Source organism: Melioribacter sulfuriphilus, assembly GCF_051488685.1.
GTDB lineage: Bacteria > Bacteroidota > Ignavibacteria > Ignavibacteriales > Melioribacteraceae > Melioribacter.
Genome location: NZ_JBPSEH010000004.1, coordinates 107,895 through 133,171 on the forward strand (window position 1 = coordinate 107,895; position 25,277 = coordinate 133,171).

General features: G+C 36.3%; 22 protein-coding genes and 1 tRNA gene. 14 read left to right on the forward strand and 9 right to left on the reverse strand.

The genetic code is table 11. The features are described 5' to 3' along the window. Positions 1 to 5 precede the first annotated feature (5 nt). Complete coding sequence (locus ACSSV9_RS06950; RefSeq protein ID WP_437346520.1) at positions 6 to 2,897, reverse strand: TonB-dependent receptor domain-containing protein; 2,892 nt, start codon at positions 2,895 to 2,897, stop codon at positions 6 to 8. 182 nt (positions 2,898 to 3,079) lie between these two features. Between ACSSV9_RS06950 and truA the strand changes: the two genes are divergently transcribed. The 6 genes from truA to ACSSV9_RS06980 are packed head-to-tail and all read left to right on the forward strand — an operon-like array spanning position 3,080 to position 7,417. Further along, positions 3,080 to 3,832 (forward strand): tRNA pseudouridine(38-40) synthase TruA, encoded by a 753-nt coding sequence (truA, locus tag ACSSV9_RS06955; RefSeq protein WP_437346521.1) that lies wholly within the window; start codon positions 3,080 to 3,082, stop codon positions 3,830 to 3,832. After that, positions 3,813 to 4,562 carry an SDR family NAD(P)-dependent oxidoreductase gene (locus ACSSV9_RS06960; protein WP_437346522.1) on the forward strand — a complete coding sequence of 250 codons (750 nt, stop codon included), beginning with the start codon at positions 3,813 to 3,815 and terminating at the stop codon, positions 4,560 to 4,562. Before truA ends, ACSSV9_RS06960 begins: the two co-directional genes overlap by 20 nt. Before the next feature lie 16 nt (positions 4,563 to 4,578). Continuing rightward, positions 4,579 to 5,028, forward strand: coding sequence for a DUF2231 domain-containing protein (locus tag ACSSV9_RS06965; protein WP_437346523.1), 450 nt, complete (start codon positions 4,579 to 4,581; stop codon positions 5,026 to 5,028). Then, positions 5,029 to 5,619: a hypothetical protein gene (locus ACSSV9_RS06970; protein ID WP_437346524.1), complete on the forward strand. Its 591-nt coding sequence runs from the start codon at positions 5,029 to 5,031 to the stop codon at positions 5,617 to 5,619. It abuts the gene before it with no gap. Between the two features lie 11 nt (positions 5,620 to 5,630). Next, entirely contained in the window at positions 5,631 to 6,410 is a 780-nt protein-coding gene (locus tag ACSSV9_RS06975; protein ID WP_437346525.1) for an enoyl-CoA hydratase/isomerase family protein, read from the forward strand. A gap of 17 nt (positions 6,411 to 6,427) precedes the next feature. Next, positions 6,428 to 7,417 (forward strand): hypothetical protein, encoded by a 990-nt coding sequence (locus ACSSV9_RS06980; protein ID WP_437346526.1) that lies wholly within the window; start codon positions 6,428 to 6,430, stop codon positions 7,415 to 7,417. Here the strand turns inward: ACSSV9_RS06980 and ACSSV9_RS06985 are convergent. Genes ACSSV9_RS06985 through ACSSV9_RS06995 form a run of 3 tightly spaced genes read right to left on the reverse strand, consistent with a single transcriptional unit; the run spans position 7,414 to position 11,258 of the window. Continuing rightward, the gene (locus ACSSV9_RS06985; RefSeq protein WP_437346527.1) at positions 7,414 to 8,772 is read right to left on the reverse strand and encodes a M16 family metallopeptidase; all 1,359 of its coding nucleotides are present in this window, start codon (positions 8,770 to 8,772) and stop codon (positions 7,414 to 7,416) included. The genes ACSSV9_RS06980 and ACSSV9_RS06985 overlap by 4 nt on opposite strands. Next, on the reverse strand, positions 8,765 to 10,048 hold the full coding sequence (locus ACSSV9_RS06990) for a M16 family metallopeptidase (protein ID WP_437346528.1): 1,284 nt from the start codon (positions 10,046 to 10,048) through the stop codon (positions 8,765 to 8,767). The genes ACSSV9_RS06985 and ACSSV9_RS06990 overlap by 8 nt, the downstream gene beginning before the upstream one ends. A 1-nt stretch (position 10,049) precedes the next feature. Further along, complete coding sequence (locus ACSSV9_RS06995) at positions 10,050 to 11,258, reverse strand: alkaline phosphatase family protein (RefSeq protein ID WP_437346529.1); 1,209 nt, start codon at positions 11,256 to 11,258, stop codon at positions 10,050 to 10,052. A 419-nt stretch (positions 11,259 to 11,677) separates the two neighbouring features. On the opposite strand from ACSSV9_RS06995, the gene ACSSV9_RS07000 reads away from it, so the two are divergent. Continuing rightward, positions 11,678 to 14,386: a TonB-dependent receptor gene (locus ACSSV9_RS07000; RefSeq protein ID WP_437346530.1), complete on the forward strand. Its 2,709-nt coding sequence runs from the start codon at positions 11,678 to 11,680 to the stop codon at positions 14,384 to 14,386. Positions 14,387 to 14,427: 41 nt separating this feature from the next. On the opposite strand, the gene ACSSV9_RS07005 is transcribed toward ACSSV9_RS07000, so the two are convergent. Continuing rightward, the gene (locus tag ACSSV9_RS07005) at positions 14,428 to 14,925 is read right to left on the reverse strand and encodes a YajQ family cyclic di-GMP-binding protein (RefSeq protein ID WP_437346531.1); all 498 of its coding nucleotides are present in this window, start codon (positions 14,923 to 14,925) and stop codon (positions 14,428 to 14,430) included. A 238-nt stretch (positions 14,926 to 15,163) separates the two neighbouring features. Here ACSSV9_RS07005 and ACSSV9_RS07010 point away from each other — a divergent pair, with 238 nt between their 5' ends. Continuing rightward, positions 15,164 to 16,318 carry a hypothetical protein gene (locus tag ACSSV9_RS07010; RefSeq protein WP_437346532.1) on the forward strand — a complete coding sequence of 385 codons (1,155 nt, stop codon included), beginning with the start codon at positions 15,164 to 15,166 and terminating at the stop codon, positions 16,316 to 16,318. Beyond that, entirely contained in the window at positions 16,308 to 17,636 is a 1,329-nt protein-coding gene (locus tag ACSSV9_RS07015; protein ID WP_437346533.1) for a hypothetical protein, read from the forward strand. Before ACSSV9_RS07010 ends, ACSSV9_RS07015 begins: the two co-directional genes overlap by 11 nt. Positions 17,637 to 17,836: 200 nt before the next feature. On the opposite strand, the gene ACSSV9_RS07020 is transcribed toward ACSSV9_RS07015, so the two are convergent. The 4 genes from ACSSV9_RS07020 to ACSSV9_RS07035 all read right to left on the reverse strand — a co-directional run bounded on the left by ACSSV9_RS07020 (position 17,837) and on the right by ACSSV9_RS07035 (position 18,760). Next, a complete protein-coding gene (locus tag ACSSV9_RS07020; RefSeq protein WP_437346534.1) occupies positions 17,837 to 18,052 on the reverse strand; it encodes a GIY-YIG nuclease family protein in 216 nt (71 codons plus the stop codon). Between the two features lie 62 nt (positions 18,053 to 18,114). Then, positions 18,115 to 18,363, reverse strand: coding sequence for a GIY-YIG nuclease family protein (locus tag ACSSV9_RS07025; RefSeq protein ID WP_437346535.1), 249 nt, complete (start codon positions 18,361 to 18,363; stop codon positions 18,115 to 18,117). Between the two features lie 62 nt (positions 18,364 to 18,425). Then, complete coding sequence (locus ACSSV9_RS07030; protein ID WP_437346536.1) at positions 18,426 to 18,674, reverse strand: GIY-YIG nuclease family protein; 249 nt, start codon at positions 18,672 to 18,674, stop codon at positions 18,426 to 18,428. 11 nt (positions 18,675 to 18,685) lie between these two features. Further along, positions 18,686 to 18,760 (reverse strand) — tRNA-Pro (locus tag ACSSV9_RS07035). 73 nt (positions 18,761 to 18,833) lie between these two features. Here ACSSV9_RS07035 and ACSSV9_RS07040 point away from each other — a divergent pair. The 5 genes from ACSSV9_RS07040 (at position 18,834) to ACSSV9_RS07060 (ending at position 25,178) form a co-directional block, all read left to right on the forward strand. Beyond that, a complete protein-coding gene (locus ACSSV9_RS07040) occupies positions 18,834 to 19,919 on the forward strand; it encodes an OmpA family protein (RefSeq protein WP_437346537.1) in 1,086 nt (361 codons plus the stop codon). Between the two features lie 102 nt (positions 19,920 to 20,021). Further along, positions 20,022 to 22,043, forward strand: a complete 2,022-nt coding sequence (locus ACSSV9_RS07045) for a sensor histidine kinase (protein ID WP_437346538.1) — start codon at positions 20,022 to 20,024, stop codon at positions 22,041 to 22,043. 1 nt (position 22,044) lies between these two features. After that, the gene (locus ACSSV9_RS07050; RefSeq protein ID WP_437346539.1) at positions 22,045 to 22,488 is read left to right on the forward strand and encodes a response regulator; all 444 of its coding nucleotides are present in this window, start codon (positions 22,045 to 22,047) and stop codon (positions 22,486 to 22,488) included. A 60-nt stretch (positions 22,489 to 22,548) separates the two neighbouring features. Next, positions 22,549 to 22,878, forward strand: a complete 330-nt coding sequence (locus tag ACSSV9_RS07055; RefSeq protein ID WP_437346540.1) for a hypothetical protein — start codon at positions 22,549 to 22,551, stop codon at positions 22,876 to 22,878. An 8-nt stretch (positions 22,879 to 22,886) separates the two neighbouring features. Continuing rightward, entirely contained in the window at positions 22,887 to 25,178 is a 2,292-nt protein-coding gene (locus ACSSV9_RS07060; RefSeq protein WP_437346541.1) for a FlgD immunoglobulin-like domain containing protein, read from the forward strand. Positions 25,179 to 25,277 lie beyond the last annotated feature (99 nt).

A 25,277-nucleotide genomic window follows, 5' to 3' on the forward strand; every position in this document is an offset into this window, starting at 1 on the left:
CCTTTTTATAATCCGAGTTGTACCCAGAATGTATAAGTTCTTGGATTTTGCAATGTCAGGAAGTCGCTGCCGCGGCTAAGACTTCTGCCGCCATCAAAATTAAGTTCGTAGTCAGCGCCGCTGTATTTAGTCAGTTTAAGAAGGTTGCGTACAGAAAATCCTACCACAACTCTCTGGAGATAAGTAGAGGTATGTAAGTACTGACTAAACAATTCAGTAAAGTCGTAACTCAAACTTACTTCTCTGACTGTAAAATAATCCGCATCTTCAATAAAGTTGCCGTCGTAACTAATGGACAATTTTGCATATTGTTCTGCAGCAGCTTTATATTCGGGAGAACCAACTTCAAGTGGTGTTACTTCGGTATGAGAAGAAGAAAGTCCCAATTTAGCTCTCAATATATTATATTCAGTATCGTTGCCGAATTGAATTGCAAATTGTCTTGTGAGGTTATAAACCTTGTTATTCAGTCCCCATTCTGCCAGGGCATATAAGTTAAAATTCTTCAGGAAGCGGAAATTAAAGCTAATTGAGCCTGTATGATCTGGAATTGGATTACCGAGGTCTACACGATCTTCTGAAACCTGGGGACCTAAATATTTACCACTTTCATCAAAGCGAGCACCGACTGTTTTAAAAGTATAGAACTCATGCTTTTTCATACCTTCTTTAATATAATTTACATCAAATCCATCGGGAATTTCCTGGCCGTCCATATCAGTTACTTCGTTTGTCTGGTAATTCCAGATTATATTTACGTCCAGATTATAATCCCTCCCTTTAATCGGGTTTATTTGCAACAGTGTTTCAAATCCGTGATTCTTCATTGCGCCAATATTGAAAGGCACTGTGCTGGCAGTAAGTCCAGATGAAGGTGGATTGTTTTTGTAAATTATTGAGTTCTTTGCGTTGCCGTTAAAGTAAGTAAATTCGAGTGCAAACATATTTAAGAATTCTGTATCAAAACCAATTTCGAATTCTTTAATTCTTTCAGGTTCAATGTTTGTATTACCGATTGAATTCAAAATGCCACCTATACCTGCTCCGCCGTTATATGCTTGCCAGAGTAATGGTATAGCATCATCAGTACCTGGAAGTTGCCCACTTTCACCATAAGCTGCTCTTAACTTAAATAGGTCAAAGAATTCCGGGAAGAAATCATATTTATCCATTCTTACGGCGAGACTTACCTTCGGATATGTTATAGCAGGTGCATTTTCACCTATTGTACTGGCATAATCTCTTCGAATAGCCAGGGTCAAAAAGTACTGATCTTTGTACGAGAAATTGTTGTCAATATAGATGCCTGCCTGGCGGAGATGGCTGAATCCTTCGTCGTATTCATTAATCGTCAGACCTGAACCGATATTCATAATATATTGACTACCAAAATTTTCGGCAGACATAAAACTTGTTGTTACTTTGCTGTCCAGTATTTGGCTACCAATTACGGATGAGCCTTTCAGTTCTTTTGCTATGTCATAATTATAACGAGCATTTAAATCGTACGTAAACTGACGATTGTGTCTGTTATAAATGCTTTTTTGTCCCTTGTTGATAGTTGAATAGCTGCCAGTAACAGGGAATATTTGATCCTGACGCCAATCGTTGTCGTCAATGCCTACGCCAGCATTCAGTTCGAGGTTCTCAATCGGTTTCCAGGTAATCTTGAAAGAGCCAAGGTACTGATTGTTTTTGTTAAGATCTTTTATACTGGCTACCGAAGTGCTATCTGTGAAATACCAGAGACGTAATAATGTATTACCCAACCAGCCATATATATTGTTATCATTATTCGGTCGCTGAATATCGTTAAATATGAACGCAGAGTTTAATTGGAATGTCAATTTTTCTGTCGGATAAGCCGAAAGATTTAATCTTACCGACGACCTATCCATAGAGGAATTAGGAAGAATGCCATTTTCGAGCCGATTTTCGTAAGAAGCATAATAACGAAGTACACCAGTGCCGCCGGAGAAATTAACATAGTGATTTCTAATTAAACCGTCCTGATAAATACCATTTGCACGATCAGCACTTTCGAAACGGTCTTTTTTGAATTTGTATGCCTGTGTATTGTAACCGTAGTCATATTTATAGGTAATTGAGTAAGGTTTTAAACCTGCGCCCAGTTTTCCCGATTTTGTTGTAATCAACACAACGCCATTCGAACCGTCTGTACCATACATTGCAGCTGCGGCAGGTCCTTTGAGTACTTCAATATTTTCGATATCCTGTACGTTCAAATTAGCCAGAATACTCGAACCCTGACCACCAACACCATAGCCCTCAATTTCTGCATCTTCTACACGTATACCATCGATGTAAATTACAGGTTGTTCATCACCATTCAATCCGCCGCCACCTCTTACGAAGAAACGGAATCCGCCGCCGACATTTCCAGATGAAGGTGCAACCTGAACACCGGCAATTTTACCTGAGACTAATTGTGATAATCCCTGGTAACTTTGTATCTCGGCTAGCTGAGCAGCGGGAACTCTCGAAACTGCAACTTCGGCTACTGCTTTGGAAGTTTTCGATGCAATACCTGTAACGACGATTGTTTCACTTTCAAATACATCTTCTTCCAATACAAAATCTTGTTGGATGGAATTCCCAGCAAGTGTTAATGTTACTGATTGGGCTTTATAACCCACATACGTAACATTTAGAACTACTTGCTGTCCTTTAGCGATTTCCTTTGAAAGTTCTATTACATATTTTCCTGCCATATCCGTAGCAGCACCAGCATTTAGGGCAGGAATATAGACATTTGCGCCGATCAACGGCTCTCCGTATGTATCGGTTACCGTTCCCATAATTCTGAATGTGTTTTGTGCCATTAGATTAATGGGAAGCAAAAGGATTAATAATAGAAGTGGTATCTTATTTTTCATACTCACCCCTCAATTTGTTAATAAGTATATTTGTTTAGTTATGTTGAGCCATAAATTTTATTTTTCTTGCTGCCCAATTTTTTTGCAATTTAATGTTATCATATAAAAAAAACAACAAGAAAGTATTAGTATATCAATCTCATTTGATGTAATTTTGAAATGCATTGATTTTTTAAGCAATAATGTACAATTATAAACTTACTATTCAATACGACGGTACTAATTATTTTGGCTGGCAAGTACAGAGGAATAAAATTTCTGTGCAGCAAAAAATAATTGATGCTATTGAGATTATTTTAAAAGAAAAAGTTAATCTTATTGGTTCAGGAAGGACGGATTCAGGAGTACATGCTCTGGGACAAGTTGCAAATTTTAGATATGAAAAGGAAATTGATATAAATAAATTTACCTATTCTTTAAATTCTCTTTTGCCAGAAGATATAGCAATTAAAAAAATTGAACAGGTAGATGAAAATTTTCATTCAAGATACGATGCGAAGGAACGAAAATATATTTATTTATTCAGTCACATAAAATCTCCTTTTTATTTGAGATACTCCTATTTGTATCCGCCCATACGTAACATTGATATAAACTTTCTCAATGTTATAAGCAGTGTATTTTGCGGAAAGATAGATTTTACATCATTTTGTAAGGCCGGGTCTTCTGTACAAAACAAATTTTGTGAAGTTAGAGAAATTAAATGGTTCAGAAAAACAGACATTACACTTTTTGCCATTACAGCCGACAGGTTTTTACACGGTATGGTACGTTCTATTGTAGGTACATTGTTGAAAGCAGCTATTAATAATTATAGTATTGAATACCTAAAAAAAATATTGGAAGAAAAGGATAGAACTGCAGCGGGCGAAGCTTTGCCTGCCAAAGGTTTATTTTTATATAAAGTGAGGTACAATGATCGATTTAAAAAATAAAGTGGCCATAGTAACAGGTGGTTCACGCGGAATAGGCGAGGCATGTGTGAAATATTTTACGCATGCCAACGGAAGAGTAGCATTCACATATAAAACTGCAGTCGAACGTGCAAAAAAATTAGAGACACAACTTCAGGGGAAAGCAAAAGCTTATCGCGTGGATATGGAATCTGAAAATGAAATATTCAAGATGGTTGAGCAGACGGCTGAAGATTTTGGGGGAATTGACATACTTGTTCACAATGCAGGCATCTGGAACGATGGTACGATTGACAGATTAACTCTCGATAAATGGAACGAAATTATTCGGATTAATCTTACATCGGCTTTTTTATTTACAAAAGCTGTTATACCGTATATGAAAAAAAATAAATACGGCAGAATAATTTTAATTTCTTCTACGGCAGGGCAACGCGGTGAAGCATACCATTCCCATTACGCTGCCACAAAAGGCGGTATGATCTCGTTTACAAAATCGTTGGCTGTTGAACTGGCAAAGTTTGGTATCACTGTTAATTCTGTAGCCCCCGGCTGGGTTGATACAGAGATGAACAATGAAGTTTTTGCAGACGAAAAATATAAACAGGAAATAATTAATACTATTCCACTTGGCAAAATTGCAACTGCGGAAGATATAGCTGGACCTGTTTTATTTCTTGCATCTGATTTAGCAGCGCATATCAACGGCGAAATCCTTAATGTCAATGGCGGTAGTGTGCTCTGCGGCTAATCGGAAAGGAAATTTTATGGAAACTGTTCATCCACTCTTTGTTCATTTCCCGATTGTATTGTATTCGGTCTATTTTGTTGTCGATGTTGCGGGTATTATTGCCGGTAAAAAGAATATGAGTAAATTGGCACTAATTTTCTTATTGCTGGTTATAGTTTTTTCAACTGCAGCCGTATTGACTGGTAATATGGAAACCCAGAAAATAAATCAAAAAATAATTCAAAATACAGAATTGCAACAGACTATAAAGCGCCACGAGCTCTATTCTTCACTCTTCATATGGCTTTGCTCTACTCTCCTTTTTTATCGATTTTATACAATTAAGAAAAACAAAGACCTGTTTTATCACAATTTATTTATTCTTTTTTTTGCTATTATTGGTATGGCGTTAATAATTGCTACTGCATATTACGGCGGCGAATTGGTTTATAAATTCGGAGTCGGAACCAAATTATTTGGTGTGTAAATGAAGATATTCTTACTGTTAATGTTATTATTTTTTTCAGTAACAAATAATGCGCAACCGACGAGCTTCGGCGATGCTAAAGGTTTGTTTATGTCGTTAGGAGTTGGCCCGAAGTTCCCAGTTGGAAATTTTTCCGATAAGAATAACATTGGTGTAGGAGCGGAAACTTCACTCCTCTACACAGATAATTTGTTGGTCCCATTCTTTTTTTACTCAACGCTTGGATATCAGCATTACCCAGGTAAACAAACGCTCTACAAGAAAACGGATTATGCATCTTATTCGAGTAATATGATTTTTCTGGCTGCTGGAATAAGATATTATTTCCCCCCACTTGTAGAAAACGTTGCCTTGCTTATGCCGCTGGTTGATGCGGGTATTCAATATTCATATTTTGAAAATTCTCATATCTTTAAAGAAGATAAAAACAGGCAGAATTTTACCGAAGGTAAATCGAAATTTGGGTTTCAAATTGGTGGAGGCTTTTCAATGTTTATTCTTGATGTAATGACGTATTATAACTATTTGCCGGACAATCAGTATCTGTCGTTTGTCTTTAAAGCTACAATCCCAATATTTGTTAAAATATAGAGGAAGAAAAGATGGATTTAGAAAACATAATTTTCAACAGGGAAGGAAAATTAGGAATCGTAAAAATTAACAGACCTGACAAGCTGAATGCATTAAATATCGGGACACTCGATGAGCTGCGTACTGTTTTTAACATGATCGAAGAAGATTCGTCTATTGCAGTGGTGATAATTACGGGTTCGGGCGATAAAGCCTTCGTAGCTGGAGCCGATATAACAGAACTAAATAAATTAAACAAAGATGAAGCTGAAGCATTTTCAAGGAACGGTCAGGACATTTTTAATTATATAGAAAATTTTGATAAGCCTGTCATAGCTGCAGTAAATGGATATGCGCTCGGCGGCGGATGCGAATTGGCAATGTCCTGTCATATAAGAATTGCATCGGAAAACGCGCGTTTCGGCCAACCTGAAATTAATCTTGGAATTATTCCTGGCTATGGTGGTACTGTGCGTCTTAAGGAAATTACAGGCAAATCAAAAGCTCTCGAAATGATTTTGACGGGAGATATGATCGATGCAAACGAAGCATTAAGAATAGGACTTGTAAACAAAATTACACCGCATGAAGAATTGCTCGAAACTGCAAAAAATATTGGCGAAAAGATCGCTTCTAAGAGTAGTCTGATAGTTAAATATGCACTTGAATCCGTTAGAACGAATTCGACTCTACGCAAGGAAGAAATGAAAAATGAAAGCCGCCTTTTTGCGCTTTGTACAGAAACTGAAGATTTTAAGGAAGGAACTTCTGCATTTATCGAAAAAAGAAAAGCGCAATTTAAAAACAAATAAGACTTACCAAGTAATCCATGAATTATAAATTAACCTATTATCTTATCGGAACTGCTGTCATATTACTAATTATTAATCTATCCGTCGACTTATTCTTAAATAAGCAGAACAATAGCATTGACCATGTGGTTGGAGAATTCGAGGTACAAGTTATCGACTCGGTTTTTAACGCAATTTTGGATAACCACGGAATTGATAAAGATTGGATTAGTAAAAAGAAAATAAAAATAAGCAACGAAGATTCGATTCATCATAAAATCATTGTACATTTGCCAGAGGACTTGCCGATTCCTCTAATCTTAAGAGACCTCGAATATGCCATTGAAAATGATATGACAAGCTTTGTGTCGGAAGAAAAAAAGATCTACGGAGAGACGGAACTCCGCGTCTATTCGAATGAAAAACTGAAATTACTGGCGGATTTAATTCCCGACCCTAAAATTAAAAGAGAACAAAATAATCTGGCTTTTATATTTTATGATGTGGAAACTGACAATACCGAATTTACAGATATACTCAATATGCCGTATCGTTTCGCTGTCGGATTTATTCCTTCTGAGGAATCTAAAATTGCCGCCGATTCGATCGATAAATACGATAAAGATTATGTCGTACTAATGAATGACGAAATTTCATCTGATTATAGAATCAAAATTCGTTCGCATAAAAAAGTTATCGACAATGCAATTGACAAAATTAGAATCGATTTCCCCCACGCGCTTTTTTTTATGATTGATAAAAATTCTGAACTCTATAATTCACCGGTTTTTAATTACGTCGAGGAAAAGTTTAATAAGAAAGGGATTGCACTAAAAATTAATTCTGATTTTATACTGCTTGACGATGAAGATAAAGACGAATTAGTCTCACGGTTTAAATACTATTGCGAAGATAAAACAGGTGACAAAACTAAAGTGTTTTTGATCACCCCAGAAAATTTCAAGGTTATCAAACCCGAATTCGACAAATACCGCAAAAAGGGATACAGAATAGTGCCTGTGATTTAATTGGTCTCTAAGACATTACCAGTTTCATCAATTATAAGAATCTCCGCACCGAATCCTTTTATTTGATCGTAAATTTTATTCCTGTCTCCAACAGCTACAATAACAAGATTATTCGGGTGCAAATATTGCTTTGCCGCATTAAGTATCTCTTCGTCTTTGACTGAATTAATTTTTTCAATGTAATTCTGATAATAATTCGTATCCAGTTTATGTATTATTAACGGTGTGATATTTTTTGCTAATTGAGTATAAGTTTCAAAAAGTGAAGGAAACTTTTTTGTGTGATACGATTTGGCAAAATTAATCTCGTCCTCTTCGATTTTATCTTTAATACCATTAATTTCTTTGATTATTTCATAAATCGATTCGCCAGTGTTTTCAGTATTAACGGCAGTAAAGACTTCAAAAAATCCGGCATTTTTATGATAATTGTATACTGAGCCGGCTCCGTAGGTAAATCCTTTTTTTTCTCTGAGATTTAAATTTATTCTGCTCGAAAAGTCGCCACCTAAAATTGTATTCATTAATTTTATCGAGTAATAAGTCTCTTCGTTGCGTTTGCTACCTATGTGACCAATTCTTAATTCAGTTTGAGGAGCTTCCTTCTTATCGACAATGTATATTTTTGTCTTTTGTGCTAAAGTAGGTTCTATAAACTGTTCGTTGTTTAATTCTTGCCTGCCAGAAAAATTTTTGTTTACCAGGCTGACGATGTTATCTTTAGATACATTACCTACTACTGTTAAATTTAATCTATTATTTTGAATGTATTTTTGATAATATTCTTTTACATCATCAATCGTTATGTTTTCCAATGTTTCGAGATATCCAATTTCTGGGTATGCGTAATAGGTGCCATCAAAAATTATTTTGTCGAATGCTGTGTTCGCGATGTAAGAAGGTTCTTTTTTTAGTTGAATGATTTTACTCTTGAGTTTCTTTTTCTCCCTTTCGAAGTCTTCGGCTTTCAAACTGGGACTATTTAAAATTTCTGTAAGGAGGGCAAACGACTTTTCAAAATTTTCACTTAATGAAAGCATCGAGAAAGAGAATGTGTCGTGATTTACATTGATACTTAAAACCGTACCCAGCTTTTCAAATTCATCGTTTAGTTCGAATGAATCATATTTACCTGCTCCTTCGTCTATCAACAACGAAGTCAGTAAAGCGAGGCCTTTTTTGTCAACTGGATCCAGGCAGCTACCCACTTCTATGATAATGTTAAGCTGTACAATTGGTAGTTTAACTTTTTTAGAATAATAAATTATATTATTACCCGCATTAAATTTTTCTATTTCGGGTAGATTGAAATCGATTTTTGATTTGGGTTTAGGTGGTGTTGATCTGTCAAACATTTAAACCTCCCTCTTTCGGAACGATATGCAATTCTACATAGTCGTTGGATAAATATTTGTTTGCAGTTTGCTGCACTTTAGAGCTACTTACATTTGAATATCTTTCCAGGTCATATTCAAACGAGTTGGGCTCACCCAAATGATAGTTATAAAGATTAAGCTGGTCGACTATGTTGTCGATTTTTTGTAACGAATAAACGTAATGAGATTTTATAGAGTTCTTTGCTCTGTCTAGCTCTTCAAGAGTAATTCCACTTTTTATTAATTGATCAATTTGACGGAAAATTTCTTCTTTTAGTTCATTTGTTGAAACGCCTGGCTTTGCAGTAGCCACAATAATGAACACACCAGCAAGACGAGCGGAAAACTGAAATGCATTAACATCTTGTGCGATTTGCTTTTCGAAGACTAACGACTTTTGAAGGCGTGAACTTTTAGCTGACGATAGAACATCGGCAAGAATATCAAGCGAGGCATCGTCGTCTCCAAATATTTTATCGGAATGCCATGCTAAATAAATTCTTGGGAGCTCAATATTATCGGGGTGCACAACTTTTTTTGTTTTACTCAACGAAATCTGTTCAGAAACAGGTAATTCTGGTTTAGCGCCACCTGGTATTTCGCCGAAATATTTAACAATTAAATCAATTGCTTCTTCCTTTTCGAAATTCCCGCCAACAGCAAGCGTTGCGTTAGAAGGTTTATAATATTTCTTGAAAAAATCCTTAACGTCATCGAGACTGAAATTTTCAATGTCTTTCATCCAGCCGATGGTAGGCCACGAGTAGGGGTGATCTGGCGGAAAGAGATTCGAGAAAATTAATTCCCATGCCAGTCCATATGGCTGATTTTCATAGCGTTGTCGTCTCTCATTCATTACGACTTCTTTCTGATTGTCGAGCTTTTCTTGGTTTAGCGCATCGAGTAAGAAACCCATACGGTCAGATTCGAGCCAGAGCGCTAGTTCGAGATAATTTGCCGGTACAGTTTCGTAATAATTTGTTCTGTCGAATGAAGTTGAGCCATTTAAGCTCCCGCCTGCTTCCTCGATGAATTTGAAATGACCTTCCTTAGGCACGTGCTTGGAACCCTGAAACATCATGTGTTCGAACAGATGAGCAAAACCAGTTTTGCCCGGAACTTCATTTGCTGAACCTACTTTATACCAGATGTTTACTGATACTGTCGGTACAGTTCTATCCTGAAAAAGTATTATTTCAAGTCCATTTTGTAGAAAGTGTTTGCTGTAATTTATATTGAAGATATTTCCGGACATTTCATTTCTCCTTTAATATAAATTCGATCCGTTCGAGCTTACCGTCGATATTTGAACGTGGCGATATTCCGAAAATTTTGCAAAGAAGGGGGTAAATATCGATATTCCATAAGGTTCCAGTTTTATAATTAGTTTTAAATGCGGGACCATATGCCAGAAATATACCGTGCATGTCGAGTAAATTATTATCGTAGCCATGATTTCCTTTTGTTTTGCTCAACCATTTGGGCTCTTTATTTGTGCGGAGACTCCAGCCTAAATCTGCAACGATAACTATTCTATAAATAAATGGATGAGTACTAAAATGAAAATAGTCTGGCATTTCTTCTTTTTTATATACTGTGAAATGATTTTCGGACTTTTTCAGAGTTTTATAAACTTCTTCAACTTTGTCTGACGGTGGATTAACGAACATAATAGGACCGTCGTACTGGAAATTGCATTTATATTCCTCAATGATCGATTCAATATTGATTATTTTTTCCTGATCAATAGCGGTCATTCCGTGGTCGGAAACGAAAATAAGGTTAATACTATCTTTAAGCTCGGTTTTATAAATCTCGTTGAGAAGATGTGCAGCAACAGAATCGAGTCTGGCAATTGCTCGATTTATTTCGGGTGAATTTGGCCCAAAGTCGTGTCCGTAGGTATCAGTATCGTGAAAATAAAGTGTAATGAAGTGTGGGCGTCTATTGGCAGGCATTTTCAGCCAATCGACAATGCCTTTTACTTTTTCTTGGTAACTTCGATTGTGATCGTATTTCTCAAAATAAGTTGGGTGTCTATAATCTAAAGAGATTTCCGAGCCAGGCCAGAAATAGCTTGCAGTAATAATACCGTTTCTCTCTGCAGTTTCCCAGAAGGCTTCTCCAAGGTACCAGAAAGACTCCTTTATTGCCGCAGTATCGCTGAGGGAATATTCTCTATTTTTGATTGTATCTCTAAAATAATTTCCGATTATTCCATGGTTGTCGGGATACATACCGGTAATTATTGAAAAGTGATTTGGAAAAGTTTTGGATGGAAATGCTGGTCTTAAAGAGAGAGCTTTTACTCCTGAGTTTGCCAGGTTGTTTAGATTTGGCGTTAATCCTCTGTCCAGGTAATCCCATCTAAAACCGTCAAATGAAATTAAAATTACATATGGCTTATCTGATGTGTAAACAAGAGAAGTAAAAAATAATGATAAAAGGATAATGTATCGCCTCATATGAGCCTCATATAACTATCAAAGTAATTCAGAAATATATAAAAAAATATTTTTACGAATATTTAGATGATTTCAAAAAATAAAAATTTAAATTGGTAATTGAAAATTAGAAGATTTTTTTTCCTCATTTAAAAGTATTTTCCTATTTTCAAAAGAGCGAAATAAATTCCATAGGGTATTAAGAAATCGTTAAGTATTATTAAGCAAGTTGAAAATGAAATTAATTCCCATCATATTAGTTGCTGAGAAATAATAATAGTTAAGTGAAATTTTATTAGTGGAGTCGGGATAATTTTTTAGCTCAGAAAATTTATGAATATTAATTTAAGTCAAATTAAATCTTACATGATAATTAGCAATTCGAATATACTTACCTTTTTATTAATAAATATAATTTCCCAAAAAACAGAGGTTAAACTATGAGTAAATCATTTTACCGTATTTCAGCATTATTATTAATGCTGTTGACATTACCAACTTTTTTGATGGCTCAGAACTACACAATAAGTGGTGTAGTTAAATCGCAGTATGGCGAAGCCCTTATCGGAGCAAATGTATTTCTAAAAGGTACAACAATTGGAGCTGCTTCCGAGGCAGACGGTTCATACAAAATTACAGCGCCGAAAGGCCGTTACACCATAGTATGTAGCTACATCGGCTATGAAAAAGTTGAGTACGATGTAAATCTTACAAATAATATGGAAGTAAACTTCGCACTGAAAGAACACGAATTCTCCCTTTCAGTTGAAGTAATAGCAGACCGTGCTAAAGAACAAAAAACTCCCGTTGCTTTTACAGATATTGACAAAAAAAATATTGAACAAATTTTAGGTTCGCGAGATATACCTCTTGTACTTAATTATACGCCTTCGGTATTTGCTACCGATAATGGTGGTGGTGCCGGTGATGCACGTATTAATGTGAGAGGATTTAATCAAAGAAATATTGCCATAATGATAAATGGTGTACCGATCAACGACATGGAAAATGGATGGGTCTACTGGTCGAACTGGGATGGACTTGGTGACGCTACTTCCTCTATTCAGGTACAAAGAGGATTAACTGCAGTTACTCTGGCTACTCCATCGGTTGGCGGTGTTATCAACATTGTTACAGATCCTACAGCTGCCAAAAGAGGTGTATTCTACAAAAATGAAATAGGTAGTGGCGATTTTTCAAAACAAACACTATTTGTCCATACTGGTTTAATTAACAATAAATTTGCGCTTACTTTTGGGGGTGTTAAAAAGACTGGCAAAGGCGTAGTCGATCGTACATGGACAGATGCCTATGCATATTACATTGGAGCTGCTTATCAGGTAGATCAGAATAACAGGCTTGAAATTTATGCTACTGGTGCTCCTCAAAGGCACGGACAAAGATCGTATCGTTTAAATGCCGCAACTTTTTCTCACGAATTAGCAAGAGAATTAGGTTATAGCGAATCGATTCTCCAGGATCCCAAATTAGCTGAACAGGGAATCCTTTATAATGCCAACTGGAATTCTGTTAATCCTTCATATAGTGGAAAACAATACTGGAACGACAATTCTTATGACCGCTATTCACCGAACTTCCTGATGGAAAGAGAAAATTACTATCATAAACCAATTGTAAACTTCAACTGGTATTCCAATTTAACTAAAGATTTTTCACTCTATACAACACTATACTGGTCAGGCGGTACAGGAGGTGGTTCGGGTACATTCGGATCTATGGTCTTTGATAATTCATTGCTACAGAGAGTAGTAGATTGGAATGCTACTATCGACAGAAATATAAAAAATCTCGATACTCTTGCAAATGGTAATATAGTTTCGTTATCCCGTGGTATATTGAGAAATAGTGTGAATAATCAATGGACTATTGGTGGAATATCAAAAGCATTCTACAAAGTCAATGAAAACCTTACTACATCATTCGGTGTCGATGTACGTTACGCCGAAATTGAACACTACAGAGAAGTAAGAGACTTATTAGGTGGCGATTATTTCTATAGTTCAGCTAACGACTTTGATACCCCAGATCAGTACTACAAGAAACTCGGTGATAAAATCGATTATTTCTTTACAAATACTGTTAGCTGGGCAGGAGCCTTTGCACAAGCTGAATATAGCCAGGATCGATTAACGTACTATGCAACTGCCGGTTATTCAATGATTAAATATGATCATACAAATCATTTTACAAAAGCTGCTGACGGCGGTGAATTGTACGCTGAAACCGACTGGATTGGCGGATATCAGGTTAAGGGTGGAGCTAGCTTCCGTTATAGCACAGATTTGAGTTTTTATGCCAATGCAGGTTACATAGCCAGAGTACCAATATTCGATCAGGTTATTGACGATAGGAGCGGCGCTAAAATTACAGATCCGAAGAATGAAAAAATTCTTTCATTTGAAGCAGGCACCAATTACAAAGCTTTTAATAACAGACTTAATGCTAAAGCAAATGTTTACTACACGATCTGGAAAGATAGAGCACAATCAAGAGGCGTGGTCAATGCCGATGGTTCGGAAGGACTTGTATTTCTAAATGGTATCAATTCAACTCATGCTGGTCTGGAATTAGAGCTTGCATACCAGGCTTCTAATTTACTCCGTTTTGATGCTGCTGGTTCATTCGGTAGCTGGAAGTATACTGATGATGTCTCAGGTGTTTATGTAGTTGATTACCAAACTAATAAACAAGAATCCTATAATTACTATATAAAAGACTTAAAAGTTGGAGATGCACCTCAAACTCAGATTGCAGCTGGAGTAACAGTATCGCCTGTTCAGGGAATGAATGCTCAATTACAATGGAGATATAATACTGAGTATTATGCTGATTTTGATCCATTTACCAGAACTAATGCAAACGACAGAGGACAGGTATGGAAAATTCCAGCTTTCAGTCTGTTTGAATTGCATTTCTATTACAATATTCCTCTTGAATTCAACGGATTGGACTTAACCATTTATGCACATGTATTCAATTTGTTTGATGAGTTATATGTACAGGATGCTACTGACAATAGTAGTTATAATGCTTACAAAGCTAATGGTGTTAATCACTCTGCTGACGATGCTGAAATTTTCCCAGGGTTACCGAGAACATTCAATCTTGGTTTCTCAATCAGATTCTAAGGATTATCTGAAGAAAAGCCGTCCATTAAGGACGGCTTTTTTTATTTATAGTTCACGAACTGAATAGGAAAGTCGAAATCCGCATCTTTTATAAGCTGAATAACTTTCTGTAGGTCGTCAATTTTAGGTGCACTAACACGCACCTGTTCATCTTGAATTTGAGTCGTTACTTTAAGTTTGCTCTCTTTTATTAACTTCGTAATCAGTTTGGCGTTTTCTTTTGAAATTCCGCTTTGTAATGTTATAGTTTGTTTTAGTCTTCCGCCTGCTGCTGCATAAGGTTGATTTGGTTTCATAGCTTTTATCGATAAACCTCGCTTGATGAATTTACTCTGTAAAATATCATAAGATTGTTTCAATGAATAATCGTCTTTTGTGTTGATGTTTATTAGCTTATCCTTTTTGTTTAATTCAATTTCAGTTTGCGAATCTTTCAAATCATATCGCTGGCGAATTTCTTTCAAAGCCTGGTTTATTGCATTATCAACTTCTTGAAAATCGATAATCGATACAATATCAAAAGAATGATTATCAGGCATTTTACCTCCAAATAAAAAATTATTTCTTTACAAAAAAATAATCAATTTTATTTTGATATTAAAAATTATATATGCTATATTGCACGCTAAATAATAGGATTATCAGTGGGCATTGTCCTGTCAACAGGTAGTTCCTTAATCACGGGTTAGTTCCATCAATATGAAATACACGTTCATTAGGGTAATTTTAATTTTTTTTTTACTTCCATTATCATATTTCGGTTCACCTAATGCGACTTTGGTTAAAGAATTAAGTCGTAGGGGCTTCGAAAATATTTCGGCAAGCGTGGTTGGGACAAGAATTTCTATTGCGTATGAAAATCGCCTCTACAGATTTAATGTTGATGGACTATTCGAAGTTATGAATATAATAAAGGATTATAAAGGATATGATATGGTAGTTATTACTATGCTAAATAATAAAATTCCGATGCTTGAGGTCAAATACAATAATCGTCTGTTTTATTCTGTGATGGAAGGCACAACGGATTGGAGTGACTTCGAAAAAAGTTTAATTATTTCGTATACTTCAGTAAACTTTGAAAGGGATACTGAAAATCAATCTGACTTTCGCACAGATTTAACAATCCACCCGGGGTTCAAAGGGCAATTTGGTGATTATGATAATCCAGTAAGAGCTCAAGTCAATATTATTCCTGAACTAAGAACATCGTGGTGGAAAGGAATGGAACTGAATATACAAACGATTATTCCAATTTATAACGAATTTAAAGGCGAAGGCGATTATATCAGGCCTGGAATTGTTTCTCTTGGACAAACGTTAAAAATAAGCGAAACAACTTTTTTTACATCTACAATCGGATATTTTACGGAAAATAGGTATGGAACTGATTTTTCGATGATGAAAGTCTTCAACAATGGAAACATAATTTTGAGAGGAAATGCCGGATATACAGGATATTTGTCAATCTACCAAAATAAATACTATTATTCCGATTTATATCTCTTTACATATAACATTAGTATGAAGTATCGAATAAATAAATATGACCTTACAGTAGGAGTAACTACGGGCAAATTCCTATACAAAGACAAAAGTATTCGACTCGATATTAACCGTCAATTTGGAGAAACTGAACTGGGCTTTTTTGCTGTTCGTTCTTATGATGGAAATACAAATGGAGGATTTAATTTTTCGATACCGATTTTCCCTTCAAAATATTCCACTCCATCATTTTTTAGGATTAGAACAGCAGAAAATTTCAGGTGGGAATATCGGGTAAAAGGAGAAATATCCTCTCTTGTAGGAATGACATATAATACAGGCAACTATTTTGAAAAAGAATTTTATAGTTATAATCCTGCATTTATTAAAAACGAATTAAAAAAGAAATTGATATCAAACCATGAAAGGGGTATGTATGTACACTAAAAAATCATTATTTGCTTCAATAATCCTTTCCATATTTCTTGTGTTTGCACTGATTGCTTACACAGGATGTGAGGGTACCAAAACAGAGCCGATAGTTAATGCTCCTCCAACACCTGTTGAACCGACTGCACCTCTGGTTCTAAACGGCTATGTAAAAGATGCTGTAACTCTTGGTGGAATTCAGGGAGCTACAGTTATTTTAGCAAATGAATCTGGAGAAATATTAACTACTCTTGCTACAGACAATACTGGCAATTATCAATATGACGTTTCCAATGTCCCAGGCGCTAAACTAAAAGTCAGTGCAGTGGCAGCATCATACGGCGCTAAAAAGGTAACAGCGACAATTGATAAGAATAATTATATAGCGCAGGTGCCTACTGCTTATTTAATTAAATTGAAATCGGTGACCAAATCGGTTTCAGCTACAAATGGAGGGCAGGTTGGTACAACTACTACTGAAGCTGTAACAACAAAACAAGTTTCGGTTGATGTCCCTGCTGGAGCATTATCATCCGATACGCAGATATCTGTTGCACCTATTACATCAAACAATGTTGTGCCTTTGCCTGCAACATCTAATAAAGTTATAACTGCAGCTGCAAATTTTGAACCGACAGGGATTACATTTGCAAAACCTGTTACCGTTTCTTTCCCTCTGCCTTATATTTCGACCCCAGGGAAAGCGTTATCTGTATACAGATTAAACCCATCCACTCTTGAATGGGAAGTAAAGGGGACTGCTACGGTTGATGCTGAAGGTACTTCTGCATCAACTCAAATTACAGGTTTCTCATCCTGGACTGTTGCTGACAATGGTACATTTTCAATTTCGAGTGTAAACACCAACGAGCCTGATGCAAACGAACAGGTAGTTGCTAAGGGAAATACAATAAGTCACTCATACACGCCGATTTTGAACATAACGCCACTATCTGGAACCGTCAGTGAAAGTTGGGTGCGTAACTTAATTTCTCAGATTGATGTGTTTGGTGATTATGATCTACGCTATGACGAAAATGGAAATATCCTTGCAGTAACGATAAGTTATACTGCTTCGCCTCAACCTGCATTACCGGACGAATATCAAGACGACCTGGATGGTGACGGAACAAGAGACCATTATAATCCGGAATTCCCAACTCAAAGGGGTACGTGGGTATGGTCAGCGGTTGTTCAGCGTTTTAAAGTAGTTGTAACAGGGACTCTTAACGCTGGCGAAACTTCTGCTCGGATTACTGCAAATCTGAAAGTCTATAAAAAAGTAAGAGATCAATGGGTATGGGTTCCGAAACATGATCAGGGGGCTGGAGGCTGATTTTAAAATTAAGAGCGCCTGATAAATTTACAGGCGCTCCTTTTTAGATGCATTTTACTCCTTTAAATTGCCGTTGTCTTCTCTTTTAATTAATAGATAGTATTATTCCTGAGGGACAAGAAATTTGATTAAATATCCGTTAAAGACTTTAAATAATGTTGAATAGATAAACGATAAGTAAAAATATAAAGGTTGGAGAATCATTTAACACGGCGTTTTTTGATTTTATGACTAATGGCTTCTGATCTGGAGGTAAATTCTTTAAAGAAGACGAGCTTCCATGGTTTGCCGGAATTAGTAGATTTGGATTGTCCGGAATTGTGTTCAGTTAGACGTCTATTGATGTCGTTTGTGGAACCGACGTAAAATCTGTTCTTTGAAGGACTGAAAATAATATATGTAAAAAAAGTTTCCATTGAAGATCTTGTCGGGGTGGAGAGATTCGAACTGTTGACCTTGGCGCCTCGGGCGCCACGCGCTAACCGGGCATAATGTCGTCGAGGAATCTTTTGATGCCACGTTTTTTGATTTTGATTTCAAGATTAATGGCATCGGATCGAGAGGTAAATTCTTTAAGGAAGACGAGCTTCCATGGTTTGCCGGAATTAGTAGATTTGGATTGTCCGGAATTGTGTTCAGTTAGACGTCTATTGATGTCGTTTGTGGAACCGACGTAAAATCTGTTCTTTGAAGGACTGAAAATAATATATGTAAAAAAAGTTTCCATTGAAGATCTTGTCGGGGTGGAGAGATTCGAACTGTTGACCTTGGCGCCTCGGGCGCCACGCGCTAACCGGGCATAACGTCGTCGAGGAATCTTTTGATGCCACGTTTTTTGATTTTGATTTCAAGATTAATGGCATCGGATCGAGAGGTAAATTCTTTAAGGAAGACGAGCTTCCATGGTTTGCCGGAATTAGTAGATTTGGATTGTCCGGAGTTGTGTTCAGTTAAACGTCTATCGATGTCGTTTGTGGAGCCGACGTAAAATCTGTTCTTTGAAGGACTGAAAATAATATATGTAAAAAAAGTTTCCATTGAAGATCTTGTCGGGGTGGAGAGATTCGAACTCTCGACCTCTTCGTCCCGAACGAAGCGCGCTAACCGGGCTGCGCTACACCCCGACTTAAATGGACAAGCAAAAATATAACTTTTTTTAATAATTTAAAACCAATAACCTCGAAAAGGGGAGGATGTATGAAAAAAATAATCACTATTCTATTTCTTTTAGTGCTTTTTGTCGTTCAATCTGTAAACGCTCAGTTATCTAAAAATAGCTGGGCAGTAGGTGTTGGATTTGACTATCCTCGATATGTAAATTCCAATATAACTGCCACAAACGCTAATTATGGTGCTTACTTATCGATTCAAAGGAATTTTTCAGAACATGTGGGGCTTCGACTCTCGGGTGAATATCTTCATCTGGAAGGAGAATGGGGAACACCAGTTACTACTACACTTAACAATACGATCACAGGTGATTTGAATCTTCTCTATTATCTTGCTCCATGTGAGCCGGTATCTCCATATCTTAGTGTCGGCGGCGGTGTAGCATATCGAATGCTTACAGATCAAGCTACGCCTGGAGTGGAAGATAATGCCGCAAGCGGTTTATTCAATGCTGGATTGGGTGTCGAGTGGTGTCTGAGTGCTGACTTTAAATTAGTAACAGAGGGAAATTACAACCTCGTGGCCAACTCGGAATTTGATGGTGCCCTCGGTGTGGGGGAAATCAATGGTAAAGATTCTTATTTGACAGCTAAAATTGGCGTTCTCTACTATTTCAAAAAAGGAGAGCCTTCAAAACTGTGTAATCTTTATTCTGGTCTGAGCGTAGAAGAGAAAGCACTGCCTATCGATTATGCACGCATTGAAGAAATTGTTCAAAGATATATTCCGAAAGAAGTGGTTAAAGAAGTTGTTGTAGAAAAACCGACCAAAGAAGAAAAAAGATGGATTCTTGTAGGCGTAAATTTTGAATTTAATAGTGCTGAATTGACTGCAGAATCATATCCCATTCTCTATGACGCTGTAAAAACACTGCTTGCTAATCCCGATATGAAAGTTGAAATCCAAGGCTATACCGATAATATCGGCTCCGAAGAGTATAATAAAAAGTTATCTCAAAAAAGAGCCGATGCAGTTAAAAATTATTTGATTGCCAAAGGCGTAAACGGTGATAGATTGACTTCAGTTGGTTACGGCGAGAGCAATCCAATCGCAGATAATAAAACCGCAGAAGGTAGGGCAGCCAATCGAAGAATTGAATTTGTAATAAGATAACTTTCTAATTGTATGAGAGAAGCCCTTTGCGACTTCTCTCATTTTGTTTTATTTAAATTTTTCTTAATTTTTCATTTAGAACAACGGAATCGAAGAGGTCCTGTGAACTATCGATATTGGCTCTTCAGCATTTTAGTATTTCTCTTGATTTCTTTCTACACTTTTACCTCATTTTACAACGACGAGAAAAATAACGTCATCAAAAATTCTTACCGCCTTCAAAACATTCACGCGCGACAAACTTCATTGTCATTTCAAGAAATGTTCGAAGACTGGAAAAGCATTTTGAATTATCTTGCAGCTGATGAGGACATTATTAAAATAAATGAACGTGGTAAAGAGGAGTTAAGATTTTTGTACAAAAATTTGAGCAGTGAATTAAAGAGCATTACACGCGTAGGACCGGACGGAAGAATTTCTTTTACAGTTCCTTATGAAGAAGCAATTGGTATGGACATTTCTTCTCAGGAACACATCCAAGAAATCTTTAAAAATAAAAAAACTGTTATAAGCGACGTATTTTTAACCGTTCAGGGCTTTTATGCCATCGGAATTCACGTGCCCGTCTTCAGAAAAAATAAATTCGATGGCACAATTGCTTTCGTGCTAAACTTCGAAAAAATAGCCGAGAATTTTGTTAGAGATGTAAGAATAGGTAAAAGTGGTTATGTGTTGTTACTAAGTCGAAACGGCACCGAACTTTATTGTCCTCAGCGGAAACATGTGGGCAATAATATCAAAAAGAGAATACATGACGATCCAGATTTTGAAGCTATGATTAAAAATATGCTCACCGGTAAGCAAGGTACTTCCGTATTTTTCTATGATCATGTTTCTGAATCGTACCGTAAAATGCATGCTTTTTATATGCCAATCTATCTCGACGGAATCCACTGGTCGATGGCTGTTATAATATCTGAAGATGAATTAATTGCCGGACTTTCCAACTTCAGAAACAAGTTGATGATACTTATCGGTGTTATTTTTTTGGGAGCTATTTTGCTATCATATTATGCCTTCAAAGCGTGGGGTTTAGCTAAAGAAACAAAAGAAAGAAAAAAAATTGAGGCAAAATTCCGTGCTATGCTCAGTAATTCCAACGATATCTTTATGCTTGTTGATCCCTCCGGGATTATTCTTTATGTCAGCCCGGCTATTGAAATGCTTACAAATTTTGAAAGAACAGACATTGAGAATTCATCGTTCAAAAAATTTATTCATCCAGATGACCTCGATAACGTTATGCAAGTTTGGGAGCAAGCGCTACAAAATGAAAAAATTGGTTTCAGGGTTGAATACAGGGCTTTAAAGAAAGACGGAAATTATATCTGGCTGGAAGCAGTAGGTAGAAATTTCCTATCGGATGAAAACCTCAATGCAATAGTTGTTAATATTAGAGATATTACTCAAAGAAGAATTAAAGACGAAGAAATACGTCAGAAAAATGAAGAGATTACAAGTTTTATATACAGCGTGTCCCATGATTTAAAGAGCCCAGTTATAACAATTCGCAGTTTTGTCGATTATATGAAAGAAGATCTGGAAAGAAACGACTTCCAGAGGTTATCAGATGATCTCATTTATATCGAAAAAGCATCAGAAAAGATGAGTTATTTGATTGAAGATTTGATAGAGCTTTCGCGACTTGGACGAGTAAGCTATAAAACGGAAGAACTACTTTTACAGGATGTGATTAATGAATCATTAGACATTCTTGCTGGATTGATAAAAGATAAAAATATTGCTATCGAAGTCACTGAAAAACCTGTAGTTATCTTTGGTGATCGGGAAAATCTAATCGAAGTTTTTCAAAACTTGCTTGAAAATGCCATCAAATTTACTTCTGACTGTGAGCGCCCTCACATCGAAGTTGGCATCAAGGAAAGTGAAGAAATAATTATCTATATTAAAGACAACGGTATAGGAATCGAACCAGAATATCAGAATAAACTTTTCGGATTGTTCGAAAAATTGCATAATAATTACGAAGGAACGGGTTTGGGATTAACAATTGTGAAAAAAATAATCGAAATACATGGGGGCAAAATATGGATTGAATCAGATGGACTGAACAAAGGAACAACTGTATTCATTACCCTTCCCAAAACAAAAATAAGGGGGTAATATGAAAAAAAGGACTGCAGTTATCCTATTAATTGAAGATGATTTTGCTCATGCAGAAATCGTGAAAAGAAGTATCGAAAACTCTGAATTTAAAATTGATCTAATTCACCTTTTCGATGGAAAAGAGGGGCTCGATTTCATTTTCAAAGCAGGAAAGTATACCGAAAACAATATTCAACCTGATATTATCCTGCTCGATATTCGTTTACCCAGAATCAATGGTTTCGAATTTCTTCAAAAGATAAAAAACAACGATACCTTCAAAGTTATTCCGATTGTTATTTTGTCTACCTCTTCGAATCAATCGGATATCGACAAAGCTTTTGAACTTGGCGCTAACAGTTATTTAGTTAAACCCCTTAGTTTCGACCGATATAAAGGAATGTTTCAAAAATTTACTGATTATTGGATAGGAGAAAATTTTTTTCCCCAGCCTCAAATATGAATTTTTTAGTAAACTTGTCTGTTTTCTAACTATATTTGGTATAAAATTCCAGGGATTTCTATGAAATATAAGAGATTCATCGCCGTTGCGACTCTGGCATTGGTTGTTTTAAGTCTAAATGCCTGTTGCACTTGTAAAAATATTCCTTATGAAAGTGGGAAAATCAAAGGTAGTATAGTAATTATCGGAAACGAGCCTTTTTCTAAACTTGCTCTTAAAACTGACGATGATAATGTATATATTCTTAAATGTAAACCAGATGTAGAAAGAGAATTATGGAAAAAACAAGGCAATTACTATCAGGTTACTTTTAGCAAAACCGAAAAAGGAGACAGAGCTATTGTGTTGGTTGTCGATGAAATTGTTCCTATAAACATCAATACAAAATAGGTAGTAATATGAAGAAAATAATTTTTGCACTAATGGTATTCTGGGCTATAAATATTTATGGCCAGATGCCCATTAAAATCAATAAATCAGCGGAAAAATCATCAATTTCCCTAAGCTATTCCGTTGATGTACGACCCTATCTTGAAAAATTCAGCAAAGCTAACGGAATTGACTTTTCAAAAATAGAACCACAGAGGACGCTCAAAAAAAGTTCTATGTGGGGATTTACTGTCGGCTCTAAGCATACATGGACCGCTTCGGATTTGGAAAATAACAATTTTTATAACGTACCTTCGACATGCCGTGCCGTCGGAAATAACTGCTATATTTTTGTTGAAGATGCTCTCTGGAATAAAGAAACTGTTGATCAGGATGCTGTTAATGCCGTATTAAATGCATTTGACAAATCGACTCCTGCAAATTCAACAAAAGGCATATACCAAACCGTTGTTGAAACTTTTGGAAATCCCCCAGATGTAGATGGCGATCCGAAAATAATTATTTTAATTCTCGATATTAAAGATGGCTATATGGAGTCTGGCGGCTATGTTTCGGGTTATTTCTATTCGTACAATGAAATGCCTAAGAGTGAACCGAATTATTCTTACAGCAACGAAGCAGAAATATATTACCTAGATGGCGTGCAGAATAAATTGCTCACCGAAGCAGGACTTACAAACGCTATGAGTACTACAGCTCATGAGTTTCAGCATATGGTCCATTTTAATTATATCTCCCAGCAAGAAACCTTTTTCGACGAAGCCTGGTCGCTTGCAGCTGAGTTTATATGTGGTTACGAAATTTATAATCAGAATCTGTATGCTCAGGAGTCCGATCATTATCTTCTCGACTGGCGTAGAGATGACAACAACGCAGTTTTGACTGACTATTCGAGAGCAGCGCGATTCTCACTCTATCTTTACGAACAGTATGGTGCGTCGTTCTTTAAAGAATATTTGAATAAGAAAATTAAGGGATTTAATGGAGTATCAAGTACACTCAGTTCATTCGATAATACTCTTACTTCTTCAACATTGCTTGAGAACTGGTTCCTGGCTAATTTTATCAATGACAGAAATGTAAATCCGAAATGGGGTTATTCCTATCCTGGTCTTCCCAAGATGACGGATATCAAATACTTTAATCCAAACGTTTCTGTAGCATCTGCCTCTGTTTTTAAGTACGGAGTCGATTATATTACTTTTACAAATGGTAGCAACTTGAACGTGAAATTTACAACCAACGAGAAACTTAATATAAAAGCAATTAAGAAGACTTCGTCAGGAAATATCGAAGTTGAAAACGTTCAGTTTGGTACTGATTACTCGTTAACATCATTTGGGTCCGAATATTCTGCTGTTACTTTTATGGTTTATCATGTTGACCAGAACGCCTATCCACTTACGAAGGCATTTCAATACTCTTTTAATGCCACCGGCACTTTCGAAAACAAACCGATCGAAATTGCCTATGACAAAACTGAGCCTGTAGGTGTATATGTATTGAGTGTCGGTGACACTGTTGCGGTAATATTTGATGGTATTGCAGGTACGCAATTGGATTCAATTAGAGTTGCTTTAAGAAATGAAGTACCAATGGAAGGCGGTGTATGGAGTTCTTTAAGCAATAAGGTACTAGCTAAAAGATATGCTCATTTTGAAGCAAAAGGCACAAGTACACCGGCATATAATAATGCAACACAAAGTTACCCGGTTCCTTATCCTAATTGGGTTACTGTTGATCTTAGAGAATTCAAAATTGATGCAGGTTCGAACTTTGCTGTAGCATTTGTAATCGATGGGGTCTACGAAAATTCTTCTTCGCCCACTAATAGAGTAATGCATACCGAGATAACAAGTTCTGGGCCTTATCATAGTTATACTTATTTGCATGAGCCATCAGAAGGTAAACTTCCTGGATGGTATTACATCGGGGATGGCGATAATATTTCGCTCTATTTAATTCGAGCTTATGTCAGTTACAAAGTTAAAGAAAATAAAGAGATAATTGAATTGTTGCCTGCTTCATTTAGTCTCGAGCAAAATTATCCTAATCCTTTTAACCCGACGACTATAATTACATATACATTGCCAGAAATGAGTGAAGTGCAAATAAAAATATATGATATTCTGGGAAGGGAAGTAAGGAATTTAATTAATGAAGTAAAGAGTGCGGGTAAGCACAGTATCCTCTGGGACGGCAAAGACAATTCCGGAAATCGCGTAAACAGCGGAACCTATTTCTATCAAATAAAAGCCGGAAATTTTGTCCAGACGAGAAAAATGTTGATGGTTAAGTGAGTAAAGAGGGATTAGAATTTAGGGATTAGGGAATAGGGATTAGGGATTAGGGGTTAGAGATTAGGGGTTAAGATTTGATTAAATTTAATAAGAGGAGCC